Source organism: Parasphingomonas frigoris, assembly GCF_036663815.1.
GTDB lineage: Bacteria > Pseudomonadota > Alphaproteobacteria > Sphingomonadales > Sphingomonadaceae > Sphingomonas.
This window is the reverse complement of the sequence record NZ_JAXOJQ010000001.1, coordinates 1,022,739-1,037,327: the sequence shown is the minus strand read 5'-3', so window position 1 is coordinate 1,037,327 and position 14,589 is coordinate 1,022,739. Positions and strand designations below refer to the sequence as shown.

The following is a 14,589-nucleotide window of genomic DNA, read 5'->3' as shown; positions in this document are numbered from 1 at the left end:
ATCATGTCGGTGTTCCCTGCGTGACGCCCGGCTGACGCGGGCTGTTGGCGGTTGTGTCGCGTATCATCAGCTCGGGTATCGAGACCTCGAGGCTGTGATCTGTTGCGCCGGCGATGGCCTCGGTCAGCCGGGCAACCGCCCGTGCTCCGATCCCGGCAATGTCGACGCGCATCGTGGTGAGCGATGGCGAGATCAGCCGTGCCAGCGGAATATCGTCGAACCCGGCGATCGCGACCTGCCCGGGGACGTCGACCCCGGCGGCGCGCAGCGCGGTGAGCAGGCCGATCGCCATCATGTCGTTGGCGGCGAAGATCGCGTCGACCTGTGGATGATCGCGCAGGATCTGCGCAGCGAGCGCGGCGCCAGTTTCCTGCATGAAGTCGCCCGCGACGATCTGCGGCACCAGCCCGGCGCCGCACATCGCGGTCTCATAGCCGTCGATGCGCTCGCGCGCCTCGAGGTTGCTGAGCGGTCCCGACAAATGGACGATATGGCGCCGCCCACTGGCGACGAGATGCGCGACCATCGCGGCGGCGCCGGCGGCATTGTCGACGCGCAGGCTCGGCCGGTCGCCGCGCGGTGCGGTGCAATTGACCAGCACCGCTGGGATGCTCGGCGGCAGGCCGGCGAAGAGCAGGTCGGAGTCGAGGTGCGGCGCCATGATGATCAGCCCGTCGACCCGGCCGCGCATCGTGTGGAGCATGGTGACCGCGCGGTCGCTGTCCTGGAGGTTGGAGAGCAGCAGATGCAGCCCGCGCTCGGACGCGGCGCGATCCATCCCGCGCAGCGTCTCGGAAAAGAACTCGCCGTGCAGGTCGGGGAGGACGACGCCGATCGCGTTGGCGCGGGCGAGGCTCAGGTTGCGCGCGCCGGCATGCGGCACGTAGCCGAGCGCGGCGGCGACCGTCTCGATATGCTCGCGCATTTCGGGTCGGACATTGCTGTGCCCGTTCAGCGCGCGCGACACCGACGCGACCGACACGTCTGCCTCACGGGCGACATCGCGGATCGTGGCCTGCGCCATCTGTCGAAAACATCCTTCCCGTTGAGCATCCGAAGCGACCTTCGAAATGCGGTCCGCCGACTGGGACAGTGGCCCTGCCGATCTCCCTGCTTGATGTAACCGGTTACATCATTCAAAAGCGCTGTTCAAGACCGAGTGTTTCGGTAGAGGGCAGCGCCGGCGGAGGTGCCGCCATGGGGAGTAGAAACGATGGATTCGTCGACCATTTCACGGCGCGCGATGCTGCTCGGTGCTGGTGCCGTGACCGCCTGGGCGGCGAGCCCGGCACGCGCCTTGCTGGCCGCGGCGGACCAGGCCGCCGCGTCGCCGATGATCGAGTCGCTGCTCGCGAAGATGACGGTCGTTGAAAAGGCCGGGCAGCTCACCCTCAACGCCGCAGCCTGGGCCGGCGGCGCGGCCAACGCGCTCAACCCGATCAAGGCCGGCGCGAGCTTCGACACGCAATTGGCCGAGGTGCGCGACGGGCATCTCACCGGCGTGTTCAACGGCCATGGCACTGACATGGCGCAGCGGATGCAGACCGTCGCGGTGCGCGAATCGCGGCTGAAAATCCCGCTGATCTTTGCCGCCGACGTGATCCACGGCTTCCGCACCGTCTTCCCGGTGCCGCTCGGCGAGGCCGGCAGCTTCGACCCCGATCTCGCCGAGCGCACCGCGCGGGTGGCCGCGGTCGAGGCGGCGGCGGCGGGGATCGACTGGACCTTCGCGCCGATGGTCGACATCGCGCGCGACCAGCGCTGGGGCCGCGGCGTCGAGGGCGCGGGCGAGGACGTGCTGCTCGGCCGGTTGATGGCGGCGGCGCGCGTGCGCGGCTTCCAGGGCCGCAAGGGGCTCGCCGCCGACGATGCGGTGATGGCCTGCGCCAAGCATTTCGCGGCCTATGGCGCGGCCGAAAGCGGGCTCGACTATAACAGCGTCGACCTGTCCGAGCGGACCTTGCGCGAGGTCTATTTCCCGCCGTTCCAGGCGGCGTTCGATGCCGGCGTGCTGTCGACGATGGCGTCGTTCAACGAGATTTCGGGCGTCCCGGCGACCGCCAATCCGTGGCTGCTCGATACCGTGCTGCGTCAGGAATGGGGCTTCGGCGGGCTGGTCGTGTCGGATTACACCGGCGACGAAGAACTGATCGCGCACGGCTTCGCCGCCGATGCGCGCGAGGCGACGCGGCTCGCCTTCATGGCCGGCGTCGACATGAGCATGCAGAGCAACTTCTATCGCGACCATCTGCCCGATCTGGTCGCGTCCGGCGCGGTGCCGATGGCGCGGCTCGACCAGGCGGTGCGGCGCGTGCTGCGCGTCAAGCTCGCGCTCGGCCTGTTCGACGATCCGTTCCGCCGGATCGACGCGAAGCGCGAGCGCACGCGCGTGCGGACCAAGGCCAATCTCGCGCTGGCGCGCGATGCCGGGCGGCGCTCGATCGTGCTGCTCAAGAATGACGGCGACCTGCTGCCGCTGCCGCGCTCGGGCAAGCGGATCGCGCTGATCGGGCCGTTCGCGCAGGGGCAGCAGGATCTGATCGGTCCGTGGAATGTCTATGGCGCGGACAGCGAGGCGGTCGATCTGCTGACCGGCGTGCGCGGCGTGGTGGCCGATCCCGCGCTGGTGACCGCAGTCGCGGGCTCGGGGATCGAGCAGGCGCTGCCCGGCGGGATCGAGGCGGCGGTCGCCGCGGCACAGGCCGCCGACATCGTCGTGCTGGCGATCGGCGAGGGGCAGAAGATGTCGGGCGAGGCGCAGTCGCGCGACGACATCGTCATCCCGGCGCCGCAAATGGCGCTCGCCGCCGCGGTCGCCGCGACGGGCAAGCCGATCGTGGTCGCGCTGCGCAACGGGCGCGCGCTGGTGCTGTCGGGCGCGGTGCTCGACGCGCCGGCGATCCTGGTGACGTGGTTCCTCGGCTCGGAATCGGGACCGGCGATCGCCGATATCCTGTTCGGGCAGGCGTCACCTTCGGCGCGACTGCCGGTCAGCTTCCCCTTCTCGACCGGGCAGGAGCCCTATCATTATGCGCACAAGTCGACCGGGCGGCCCAATCCGGCCGGTGCCCCACTCGAATACAAGGCGCATTATCGCGAGGCGCCCAATGCCGCGCAATTCGCCTTCGGCCACGGCCTGACCTACGGCAAGATCGCCTATTCCAACCTCCAGTTGGGCGCCGCGACGCTCGGCTGGGACGGCGACCTGACCGTGCGCGCGACGGTGACCAACAGCGGCACGCGTGCCGCCGACGAGGTCGTCCAGCTCTACATTCACGACGTCGCCGCGAGCATCACGCGGCCGGTCCGCGAGTTGAAGGCGTTCCGTCGCGTCCGGCTCGCACCGGGGGCGTCGCAGGAGGTGGTGTTCGCGCTGAAGCGCGCCGACCTGCAGTTCATCGGCACGGCGCTCAAGCCGACCGTCGAGCCCGGCCAGTTTCGTCTCTGGGTCGCCCCCTCGGCGCAGGCCGAAGGCGTCAGCGGGAGCTTCGCGCTGGTCGCGGCCTGACGATCAGGCGTCGGCGCGGGTGGCGAGTTGCTCGACCAGCGCGGCATGGACGCCGCGCTTGAGCGGGTTCCCCAGCATCACCAGCGCCGATGCCACCAGTCCGGCCGATCCGGCATAGACCATCAGGTCGCGGATCCCCGCGATCGTCGTGCTGCTCTGCGCGGCACCGGCGACATAGCCGATGTGGCGGTAGAACAGGCCGAGCAGCCCCGCCGCCGCCGCCAGCCCGATCTTCTGCAGCAACGCGGCGACCCCGAACGCGAGCGCCTCGACCCGCGCCCCGCCCTTGGCTTCGCCATATTCGACGGTGTTGGGGAGCATCGACCAGAAGATCAGGTTGAACCCGGTAAACGCCGCCTGGAGCAAGGCGAGGATAGCGATCGCCGCGATGCCTCCTCCGATGAAGCCGAACAAAGCCAGGCAGCCAAGCCCCCAGACCACCGCGACGAACCATGCGGCGCGCAACCCGATCTGCCGGGTGACGAGCATCCACAGCGGCACCGCGATCGTCCCGGCGACCGCCATCGCCGCGAGCGCCTGCGGCCCTTGCGCGGGCTGGGCGGCGACATGCTTGAAGAAATAGAGCACCGACTGCGTGAGCACCGCCGCCGCCAGCCCGGCGACCATCGCCGCCAGATTGAGCGTAACGAAGGCGCGATTGCGCAGCAGCACGTGCAGGCACGTCAGGATCGGTGCATCGGCGCGGACGCTGTGCGCGGGCCGTGTCTCGCGCACGCCGGCGACCAGCGCGAGCAACAGGCCCGTGCCGACCACGCCGTAGACGATCGCCGCCGCGGCATAGCCCGGCTGAAGCGTCGTGCTCCCGGTCGCGTGCAGCGCGATCCACGGCGTGCCGATCGTCACCAGCAGCGCGGCGGCCGTCCCGAACAGCATCCGCACCCCGGCGAGCGTCGTGCGATCGCGGCTGTCGGGGCTGAAGCGCGCGCTCCACGCGGCATAGGGCACGTTGACCACGGCATAGAGCGTGCGGAACAGGATCTGCGTCGCGCCGATCGCCACGGCGAGCGCAGTGCCCGTCAACGACGGCGTCGCATAGAGCAACACGAACGCCGCGCCGAGCGGCAGCGCGCCGATTGCGATGAAGCGGCGATAGCGCACACCGGGGCGCTGCGCGGCAATCCCGACGAGCAGATCGGCGATCCCGTCCCACAGCGCGCCCGCCATGTAGAGCGTCCCCGCCAGCGCCGCCGACAGACCGAGCACGTCGGTGTAGAAGAACAGCAGGTAGAGCGAGACGCTCTGCCAGTAGAGATTGCACGCGAAATCGCCCGCGCCGAACAGCGCGAACTGCGCGACGCCGGGACGCCGGTGGTCCCGCTCGAGGGAGTTTGGTCGCGTCATGCGGCGCTCGATATGGGCACGTCGCCTAGCCGCGCCGGCCATCGCCGAATTTCGGGCGCTCGATCGCGGCCTTCTCGGCCTCCTCGTCGGCACGCCGTTCGGCGGCGGCATTGACGAACAGCAGGACTAGGCGGACGCCGCTGTCCTTGCCGAGCAGCTGGGTGGTGAGCTTGGGCGGACGGGTCTCGCGCGATGTCTCGAGCCAGTCGCGCGGCTCGGCCGGGTGCCACACCGGCTTGCCCTTCGTGCTCACCGCCGGCGGCAGCGGCGGGGCAGGGGCGCCCACGCGGATCGCGAGCGGCGGAAAGGCCCGGGACGCGCGCGCATAGCGCACCACGCCGTCCTTGACGAAGACCAGCGCGCACATCGCCTGCGAGAGATCGAGGTAGCGGCTCGCGGCCGCTTCCTGCGTGACGTCGAAGGCGGCGGCGATCGTCGGGAGATGCGCGACCGCCGGCTTGCCGAGCGCGGCGACGAACGGCACGAACAGCGGCTTGGGCATCAGCAGCCCGGCGGCGAAGCGGTTGGCCTGCATCTCGGCCTTGCGCTCCGGCGTGTCGCGCCGGTTCTCGCCAAGATCGCGCGCGGTACAGCTTTGATCGCCTCGGCCGTGCGACAGCAGGAAATGGCCGAGCTGGTGCGCGATCGCGAACCGGCGGCGCTGCGGCGACAGGGTTGCGGCATACAGGATCGTCCCGGCGCCGGTGGCGGAGACCTGCAACGCGCTGGCGGCGGGGGGCTGGGGGTCAGCGTCGAACGCGCGAAGGTCGGCGATTCCCATCCGCTGCGCGAGCGCGGCGATGTCGACCGGCGCGGACAGGTCGGGATGGTGCTTCAGGATCGCGGCGACCAATGTCTCGGGCGAGGCGGCGGCGGCGAGATCCTGCAGGAGGGGATCGGTCTGCATCGGCGCGCTCATAGCGCAGACGTGGCGGCAGCGCGATGCTGCCGCCAAGCTATCCGCTCAGAACTCGCCGTGGAGCCGCACGCCCATGGTCTGCGGCCGGATCGGGACGATGTACGGCCGCTGGCCGCAGCTGCCGCATTCCTGGAAGCGCGACAGCTGCCCGCGCGTATCGAACGCATTCTGCAGGAACAGCTCGATGCTGTAACGGCTGAACTGCGCGCCGACCGCGAAGTCGGCGGTGGTGAAGGCGGCGAGCCGCCCCAGCGTGGCCGCAGGGTTGTAGACGATTCCGCCGGGCAGGAGGCTGGCGGTGCGGATGTCGGACGCTGCCGAACTCTGATGCGTCACGACGCCCTGCGCATAGGCCTTCGCCACCCCGACCGGCACGGTGTAGCGCGCCGACGCGCTCCCCTTGAAGCGCGGCGTGATCGGCAGGCGCGTACCCGCCGGCGCCGAGACGATGTTGCCGTTGCCGGTATCGGCGCAGGTGTAGGTCGGATCGTCGATCAGGCAGAGATTCTTGCGCGTCTTGGCGTCGTTATACGATCCCGCCGCGCTGAGTACCAAACCCCCGAGCGTGAGGTTGCTGGTCAGCTCGACCCCGCGGACGCGGGCATTGGGGCCATTGTGGATCTCGGTGAAGCTGTTCGCACCGAGGAAGGAGAATTGGAACTTGTCCCAATCCTGCTGGTAGATCGCGCCGTTGAGCCGCAATTTGCCGCCGAGCAGCGTGGTCTTTGCGCCCAGTTCGTAATTGGTGAGGAAGTCGGCGGCATAGGATGCGACGTCGGCGCGCCGGTTGATCCCGCCCGGGCGGAAGCCGCGCGACGCGGTCGCATAAAGCAAGACGCCGGTCGCCGGCTTCCAGCTCAGGTTGAAGCGATAGGTCGCGCCCTGGCCCGACGCGGTGACCGGATCGACGCTGCCGGTCGCGCCGTTGTAGACGCCCAGATTGGTGCACGGCCCGCCCGCCACCGCGGCCGGCAACAGTGTCGTCGATCCGCCCGCCGCGACCGCGTCGCGCAGCCGCGTGCCGGTGTTGGTGAAGCAGCCGGCAACGCCGGTGCGCGAGCTGCCCGCGGCATTATAGGGCGTCGTGTTGTAGCCATTGGCCGGATCGCGCCCGAAGCCGAAGAATCCGATCAGCGAATTGTCGTAGATGAAGGCGCGGCCGCCGACCGTCGCGGTCAGCTGCGGGGTGATGTCGTAGCTCGCCTCGCCGAACATCGCATAATCCTTGTCGACGCGATGCTGCTCGGTCAGCCACAAGGTGCCGGGATGGCCGTTGACCGAGAGCGTCGTGGCGAGGCCGGGAACCTGATAATCCTGGTGGATCGCGTTGCTCTGGCGCTGATAGAAGGCGCCGGCGACGAGCCGGAAGCGATCGCCCGACGGGCTGGCGATGCGCAATTCCTGGCTCATCTTCTTGAAATGGTCCGACGCCACGATCCGCTGGCGGGAATCGATCGGATTGCCGGCATTGTCCTTGAAGTAGAAATAGCCCGCTATGCCGCCGGCCTTCGAATACAGATTGTCATAGGCTTCGGCATAGTCGGTGTAATCCTGCGACTGCGCGGCCTTGCGGTCGAGATAGGCGCCGGCATAGGTCAGGTCCCAATTACCGATCTTGCCGGTGATCGTCAGCCCCGCCTGGATGAAGCGGTCGCGGCGATATTCGGGGTAGAAATGCTGGACCTGCAGGTCGCCGACCTTGGCGTCGTAGCCATAGGCGCCGTGGCTGCGGGTATCCTGGTACATCACCGTCGGCGTGACGGTCCAGTTGCTGTCGAGATCGACCTTCAGCGCGGCGCGGCCACCGGCGATCTCGGTGTCGTTATAGTCCTTCTTGACGAAGGCGGCGTTGTTGACGGTGATGCCGTCCTTCACGCAATTGCCGGCCGCATCGAAGGTGCTGCCGCCGCAGAACTGCCGCGTGCCGGGCACGTTGTCGATATAGCCCGCGTCGCGCTGGTAGAAACCGACGACGCGCAACGCGGCGAACGGGGTAAGCGGGAAGTTGATCATCCCCTCCGCCTTGCCGCCATAGCCGCCCTTGCTGACCTTGTTGCCCTCGATGTCGGCACGGCCGTAGGTGTGCGTCAGGTCGGGCTGGTTGGTGATGATGCGGATCGTGCCCGCTTCCGACGATGCGCCGTAGAGCGTGCCCTGCGGCCCCGACAGGCTCTCGATCCGCGCGATGTCGTAGATGTGGACGTCGAGATTGCCGCCGATCGTCGTCACCGGCTGCTCGTCGAGATAGACGCCGACCGAGGGAAGCGACCCCGAATGGTTGCCGTCGCCGCCCGACGCCACGCCGCGCATGTAGATCACGTTGGTGCCCGGCGTCCCGCCGAGTGCCTGGAACGAGACCGACGGCAATTGCTGCGCATATTGCGCGAAGTTCGAGATGTTGAGTTCGTCGAGCCGCTTGGTCGACAGCGCCTGGACGCTGATCGGCACGCTCTGCAACGTCTCGGAGCGCTTGGTCGCGGTGACGATGATGTCGCCATTGTCGCTCGGGGTGGCGACGGGCTCGGGCGGCGCGGTCTGGGCCAGCGCGGGTGCGGCGAGCGCGGCGGACGACAAGAGCGCAAGCACGACAGTTCGATACCCGACCGACTTCATCACCACGTCCCCCTTTATGTTTCAACAAGGTGTTCGCGGTCGCAGCATCCGTCAAGCGCGCTGCAACGCGGGCGTAACAATCGAACAAGACCGTGGCGAAATTACAACGTCGTGACGGGGATGTAAGGATAATCCGCGAGAGTGGAGCCAAGCGCGGCCTTGAGCGGATCGAGCCACGGCTCGAACAGTTTCCACGCATCGGTGCCGTCGCGGAAGATCGGCTGGCGGACCTGCTCGGAGCTCGCCGTGCGCACCGCGCGCGCGGTTTCGTGGAAGGTGAGACAGGCCGGTTCGAACGCCAGCCCGCAGGCGTCGAGCAGGGCCCGCACCGTCGCCTCGGTCGAGTCGACCATCTCTTCGTACAGCACGCGGTGGACGCGCCCGGGCAGCACGGCGTCGACATGATCCATCAGCCGGACATAGTCGCGATAGTAGCGGCCCATGTCGTCGAGCGCGTAGCTGAAGCCCTGGCCACGCGCGAAATGCTGCTTGAAGTTGGAAAAGCAGCAGCCGAGCGGATGGCGCCGCGCGTCGATGATCCGCGCATTCGGCAGGATCAGGTGGATGAAGGGCACATGCGCCCAATTGTTGGGCAATTTGTCGATGAAGAAGGGACGATCGGTGCGCCGCTGGATCCGCGTGCGCTCGAGATACGCCTCGCCCGCCGCCCGCAGGCGGTCGGGCGACCAGTCTGCCATGCTCTCGGGATAGCCGCCGTCCTGTCGCGCCAGCGCCGGAATGTCGGGGAGCTCGCTGGTCCCCTCGACCTGGCTGTGGCTCGCCAGGATCTGCTCGATCAGCGTCGATCCGGCGCGCGGCATGCCGACGATGAAGATCGGGTCGGGCGCCGGGCAGCCCTGCTGTGCGCGCGTGGCGAAGAAATCCGGCGTGCCCAGCGCTATGCTGCGATCGACCAAACCCGTGGTTTCGTCGGCGCTGTAGCGGATGTGCCTGCGGCGGCGCGCGTTGCCCGCGGCATAATGCGCGAAGGCGGCTTCGGCCTGGCGCAGATCCTCGAATGCCTTGCCCAGCGCGAAATCGAGGTGGAAGCTGTCTTCGTCCGCAATATCCGACTGCGCGACCGCGGCCTCCATCGCGGCGATGTCGTCGGCGGTGAAGCGCACCGTCTTGAGGTTGGCCAGGCTCCACCACGCTTCGCCCAGCGTCGGCAGCAGCGTGATCGCGCGGCGATAGGCGGCGACGCCGTCGGCCTGCCGCCCCACCGTCTTGAGCATATGGCCAAAGCTCATCCACACGCGCGGCTGCGCCGGGGCATCGGCGAGAACGCGCTCGTACAGCGCGATCGCGTCGTCGAACTGGCCGATCCGCCCGAACGCGGCGGCCTGGAGGTTGGCGTGGCCGGGGTTGTCGGGATCCTCCGCGGCGACGATGTCGAGTTCGGCGATCGCCTCGGCCGGGCGGTTGAGGCGGTACAGCACCAGCGCGAGATTGGCGCGCGCCGCGGTGAAGGCGGGCGACAGCTCGACCGCGCGGCGCAGCAGCGTCTCGGCATCACGATAGCGTCCGATCCGCCCGGCAAGCTCGGCAAGCATGCGGATCGCGGCGACGTCGAACGGATCGTCCTTGAGGTGCGCCTTGAGCAGCGGCTCGGCCGCGCCGAGGCGATTGTCGTGCAGCGCCAGCGCCGCCTCGACCAGTCGCGCCGGATAGCGCCCGCTCGCCGCCATCCAGCCGGTTTCGCCGCTCGCTTCGCTGCTCGTCGTCTGCATCATCGCGCGGTGGTAGCGCAGTGCCGCGCAAAAGGAACTATGGCGTTGCGCCGCGGCGCGTGCTGCATAGGCGAGGGGATCGATCCGGTCCCGGGGGACCAGCATGGAGTCGCCACCGCAACGCCCGTTCGGCTTCTGGACCGCGACCGCGCTGGTGGTCGGCGGGATGGTCGGATCGGGCATCTTCGTTCTTCCGGCGCAACTCGCGCCTTATGGCTGGACGAGCGTGGCGGCATGGGGTGCCGGGGTCGGCGGTGCGCTGTTGATCGCCTGGGTGCTGACCAAGCTGACCGCGGCGATGCCGGCGGCGACCGGCGTTGTGGCGATCTGCGGGGCGGGGCTCGGCCCCTTGCCCGGCGTGTTGGTCGGGTGGAGCTATTGGGTCAGCGTGTGGTCAGCCAACGCAGTGATCGCGCTCACCGCGATCCGCTATCTCGCGCAGTTCGTGCCCGCGCTCGCGGCGACGTCGCTGTCGCTCGCGCTGTCGGCGACGGTGCTGCTCTGGCTGCTGACGCTCCTCAATCTGGGCGGCGCGCGGTTGGCCGGGGCGTTCCAGGTCGCGACGACCGCGCTCAAGCTGCTGCCGCTCGCTGCGATCGTGCTGATCCTCGCCGCGCTCGCGTTCGGCGGCGGTGCCGCCTTCCGCGCGGAGCCGCATCCGCCCTTCGCCTGGGGAGAGCTGACCCCGGCGCTGACGCTCGCCTTCTTCGCGATCGTCGGGTTCGAGGCGGCGAGCGTCGCGGCGGAGCGGGTGCGCGATCCCGCGCGCAATGTCGTGCGCGCGACGCTGTTCGGGCTGGCGTTGACGGGCGTGCTCTACGTCATCGTGTGCAGCGGGATCATCTTCGCCCTGCCAGGCGCCGAGGTCGCCGCCGCGCAGGCGCCGTTCGCACTGTTCGTCGAGCGCTTCTGGGGACATCAGGCGGGGCTCGCCACCGCCGCCTTCGCGGCGATCGCGGCGATTGGTGCGCTGAATGGCTGGACGCTGCTACAGGGCGAGGTGCCGCTCGGCATGGCGCGCTCCGGCCTGCTGCCGCGCTGGATCGGGCGGACCAGCGCGCGCGACGTGCCGATCCCGGTATTGCTGCTCGCAACGACGCTCGCGAGCGTGCTGGTGCTGTCGAACGCGACCCGCTCGCTCGGCGGGCTGCTCGACTTCATGCTGCGGCTGACCGCGGCGGCGTCGATCTGGCTCTACGCCGGGGCGTGCCTGACCGCGCTGCTGCTGCGCATCGCGCCGATCGCCGCGGTCGCCGGGCTGGCGTTTGCGGGCTGGGCGATGTGGGGGGCAGGCGCCGAGGCGGCAGGCGCGAGCGTCGGGCTGATGCTGACCGCGCTGCCGCTCTATTGGCTGCGGTTCGGGGGACGCACCGTTCGATCGTAGGCCCTCGCCGCCGTTCGTTTCGAGCGAAGTCGAGAAACCCTGCGGACCGCGTGTTGCCTGTTTCTCGACTTCGCTCGAAACGAACGGGGCTGGGGTTGAGCCTTTCTCAGCCGAACAGCCGCCCCACGAAACTCCGGTCGCGCAGGATCTCGTGCGCTGCATTGTGCCCCGGCGCACCGGTCACTCCGCCACCGGGATGCGTGCCCGATCCGCACATATAGAGCCCCTTGATCGGCCCGCGATAATCGCCGTGGCCGAGCATCGGGCGCGCCGCCCACAATTGGTCGAGCCCCATCGTCCCGTGGAAGATGTCGCCGCCGACCAGCCCGAACTTGCGTTCGAGATCGAGCGGCGAATGGATCTGCCGCGCGATCACCGAGGCCTTGAAGTTGGGGGCATGTTCGGTGACCGTGTCGATGATCAGGTCGGCGACCGCCTCGCGGTGCGCGTCCCAATCGACCTTGGGGTCGAATTGCTGGCAGAACAGGCTGGCGATGTGCTGCCCCGGCGGGGCGAGGCTGTCGTCGACCGTCGTCGGCAGCTTCATCTCGACGATCGGCTTCTTCGACCAGCCATGCTGCTGCGCGTCGATGAAGGCCCGGTCCATATAGTCCATTCCCGGCGCGATGATGATCCCGGCGGTGTGATGCTCGGCCTTGGCCTTGCCGGGGAGCACGCTGAAATCGGGCAGTTCGGAGAGAGCGACGTTCATGCGGAAGGTGCCGCTGCCGGTCTTGAAGCCATCGATCCGGCGCTTGAAGTCGGCGGGCATGTCGGCGGCGTCGACCATCTGGCGGTACAGCAAAGCCGGGCCGACATTGGCTGCGACGGTGGTCGCGGCGATTTCCTCGCCCGTTTCCAGCCGCACGCCGGCGACCTTGCCGCCTTCGGTCAGCACTTTGGCGACGGGCGCTTCGAGGCTGATCTCGACCCCGGCATCCTCGCACGCGCGCGCCATCGCCTGCGTGATCGCGCCCATCCCGCCGACCGAATGCCCCCACGCGCCATATTTGCCGTTCACCTCGCCGAACACGTGGTGGAGCAGGACGTAGGCACTGCCCGGGGTCGACACGCCGGCGTAGTTGCCGACCACCGCGTCGAACGCGAAAGCCGATTTGACATGATCGTCCTCGAACCAGCCATCGAGAAAGTCGCGTGCCGATTTGGTGAAGACGTCGAGCAGGTCGCGCTGCGCGGCGATGTCCATCTTCGCGATCGGCCAGCCCTGCGTTGCGCCCGCGAGCAACGCCTGCAGGCCGCCACCGGCATTGGGCGGCGTCTTCAGCGCGAGATCGCGCAGCACTTGCGCGACCTTTTCGAGCGCGGCGTCGTAGGCGGGATAGGCGTCGGCATCCTTCTGGCTAAAGCGCGCGAACTGCTCTCGCGTCCGCGCGGTGCCGCCGCCGAGCGTGAGATAAGTGTCGGGAAAGGGGAAGAAGTTGCTGATCGTCCGCTCGATGATGCGATAGCCACGATCGTGCAGCTTCATGTCGGCGATCACCTTGGGGCGCAGCAGGCTGACGGTGTAGCTCGCGGTGGAGTTGCGGAAGCCGGGGTGGAACTCCTCGGTCACCGCCGCGCCGCCGACGACGTGACGCCGCTCGAGCACGCGGACCTTGAGGCCGGCGCGCGCCAGATAGAAGGCGCAGACCAGGCCGTTATGGCCACCGCCGATGATGAGGGCGTCGTAGCGTTTCGTCATGCGGTCTCCAGCCTCCTTGGTTCGCTCATTCTTCTTTCTTTTACCCCCTCCCGCTTTCGCGGGAGGGGTAGGGGAGGGTCTTCTTCTTCTACGATGCGCTACCCAGAAGAAGGCCCTCACCGACTGCGACTAGGCCCACATGAAGAATGTGGAACAAGTCTCCGTTGCCTCTCCCGCAGGCGGGAGAGGGTTAAGCGCGTGACCATCCCAGCGCCGGCGCGCGATGGTGGCGAGCCTCGGGGATCCGCTCGCGTATCTTCCGCGCAAAGCTGCGCAGGCACACCTCGCTCGTCCCGATCGGCCCGGCCGTATAGCTCTGCGACGCCATCCCCTGCTGGACGCGGTCGATCAGCCACGTATCTTCGGCATTGACGACGCGGTTGATCCGCCAGTTGGCGTAGCGCACCAGCTTCATCTCGCGCCGCGCGTCCGGCAGCGCGAACGCCATCTCGCGCAGCACGCAACTGGTCGGCGAGGTCGGCAGCCACTGCATGAAGTCGATCTGGTCGGCATACAGATCGAACGCCATGTTGGGCCACAGCTTGAAATAGAGCCACAGCCGCTGGTTCTCGGCGGGCAGATGCGGCACCGGCGGCAGATGCGCCTGGTAGAACCGCTCCCATGGATTATCCGAGGGGCGATCGACGAGCCGCCCCGACATCTTGTCGACCCACGGCTGCGCCTCGATCGCATAGCTCTTGCCGAACAGCCGGGTCAGGCCGTCATGCGCGACCGGAATGTGGAGATTGTCCGAATAATTGTCGCCGACATTCTTCCAGTTGACCGCCCGGTCGCGCAGCCGGACCGGGCTGAGCGTCTGCATATCCTCGAAGCGGTAGGGCGCGATCTCGGCATCGTAGGGCGCCATCATTGTCGCGACCGATGGACCGTCGCCCTCGAGCCGGACAAACACGAAGCCGCGCCAGATTTCGAGATCGACGCGCGCCAGGCCATTCTCGGCGAGCACCAGCGCCGGATAGTCGCGCCGCATCGGCACGCCCGTCAACCGCCCGTCGGTCTCGTAGGTCCAGGCATGATAGGGGCAGACCAGTTTGCGCGCACAACCGTGCGGCCCCTCGACCAGCCGCATCGCGCGGTGGCGGCAGACGTTGGCGAAAGCGCGCACCGCGCCATCCTCGCCGCGCACGACGACGATGCTCTCGCCGATATAATCTAGCGTGTGGAACGCGCCGGGCTCGGCGAGGTCGTTCTGGTGGCACACGATCTGCCACGACGGGCGGATCACCCGCGCCATCTCGACCGCATGATATTCGGGATCGGTGTAGAGCCAGCCGGGCAAGCTCCAGTCGGCATCGGGATCGTGCTCCGCTTGCTCGACGTTGAGGGGCATGGGCGGCTCCGATTGCTTGT

General features: G+C 68.4%; 9 protein-coding genes. 2 read left to right on the top strand and 7 right to left on the bottom strand.

Annotated features, from left to right (window positions below; genetic code table 11):
- Window position 1: 1 nt before the first annotated feature.
- Window positions 2-1,024, bottom strand: a complete 1,023-nt coding sequence (locus U1872_RS04760; RefSeq protein WP_332791703.1) for a LacI family DNA-binding transcriptional regulator — start codon at window positions 1,022-1,024, stop codon at window positions 2-4.
- A 189-nt stretch (window positions 1,025-1,213) separates the two neighbouring features.
- On the opposite strand from U1872_RS04760, the gene bglX reads away from it, so the two are divergent.
- Entirely contained in the window at window positions 1,214-3,508 is a 2,295-nt protein-coding gene (bglX, locus tag U1872_RS04755) for a beta-glucosidase BglX (RefSeq protein WP_332791702.1), read from the top strand.
- A 3-nt stretch (window positions 3,509-3,511) separates the two neighbouring features.
- On the opposite strand, the gene U1872_RS04750 is transcribed toward bglX, so the two are convergent.
- From U1872_RS04750 to U1872_RS04735, 4 genes are all read right to left on the bottom strand, one after another.
- Window positions 3,512-4,870: an MFS transporter gene (locus tag U1872_RS04750; RefSeq protein WP_332791701.1), complete on the bottom strand. Its 1,359-nt coding sequence runs from the start codon at window positions 4,868-4,870 to the stop codon at window positions 3,512-3,514.
- A gap of 25 nt (window positions 4,871-4,895) precedes the next feature.
- Window positions 4,896-5,777, bottom strand: a complete 882-nt coding sequence (locus U1872_RS04745; RefSeq protein WP_332791700.1) for an ImmA/IrrE family metallo-endopeptidase — start codon at window positions 5,775-5,777, stop codon at window positions 4,896-4,898.
- A 57-nt stretch (window positions 5,778-5,834) separates the two neighbouring features.
- Window positions 5,835-8,402 carry a TonB-dependent receptor gene (locus tag U1872_RS04740; protein ID WP_332791832.1) on the bottom strand — a complete coding sequence of 856 codons (2,568 nt, stop codon included), beginning with the start codon at window positions 8,400-8,402 and terminating at the stop codon, window positions 5,835-5,837.
- Between the two features lie 101 nt (window positions 8,403-8,503).
- Window positions 8,504-10,090 (bottom strand): tetratricopeptide repeat-containing sulfotransferase family protein, encoded by a 1,587-nt coding sequence (locus U1872_RS04735; protein WP_332791831.1) that lies wholly within the window; start codon window positions 10,088-10,090, stop codon window positions 8,504-8,506.
- A 145-nt stretch (window positions 10,091-10,235) separates the two neighbouring features.
- On the opposite strand from U1872_RS04735, the gene U1872_RS04730 reads away from it, so the two are divergent.
- Window positions 10,236-11,516: an APC family permease gene (locus tag U1872_RS04730; RefSeq protein WP_332791699.1), complete on the top strand. Its 1,281-nt coding sequence runs from the start codon at window positions 10,236-10,238 to the stop codon at window positions 11,514-11,516.
- 106 nt (window positions 11,517-11,622) lie between these two features.
- On the opposite strand, the gene U1872_RS04725 is transcribed toward U1872_RS04730, so the two are convergent.
- Entirely contained in the window at window positions 11,623-13,218 is a 1,596-nt protein-coding gene (locus U1872_RS04725; protein WP_332791698.1) for a phytoene desaturase family protein, read from the bottom strand.
- A 190-nt stretch (window positions 13,219-13,408) separates the two neighbouring features.
- The gene (locus U1872_RS04720; protein ID WP_332791697.1) at window positions 13,409-14,569 is read right to left on the bottom strand and encodes an aromatic ring-hydroxylating oxygenase subunit alpha; all 1,161 of its coding nucleotides are present in this window, start codon (window positions 14,567-14,569) and stop codon (window positions 13,409-13,411) included.
- Window positions 14,570-14,589: the final 20 nt, after the last annotated feature.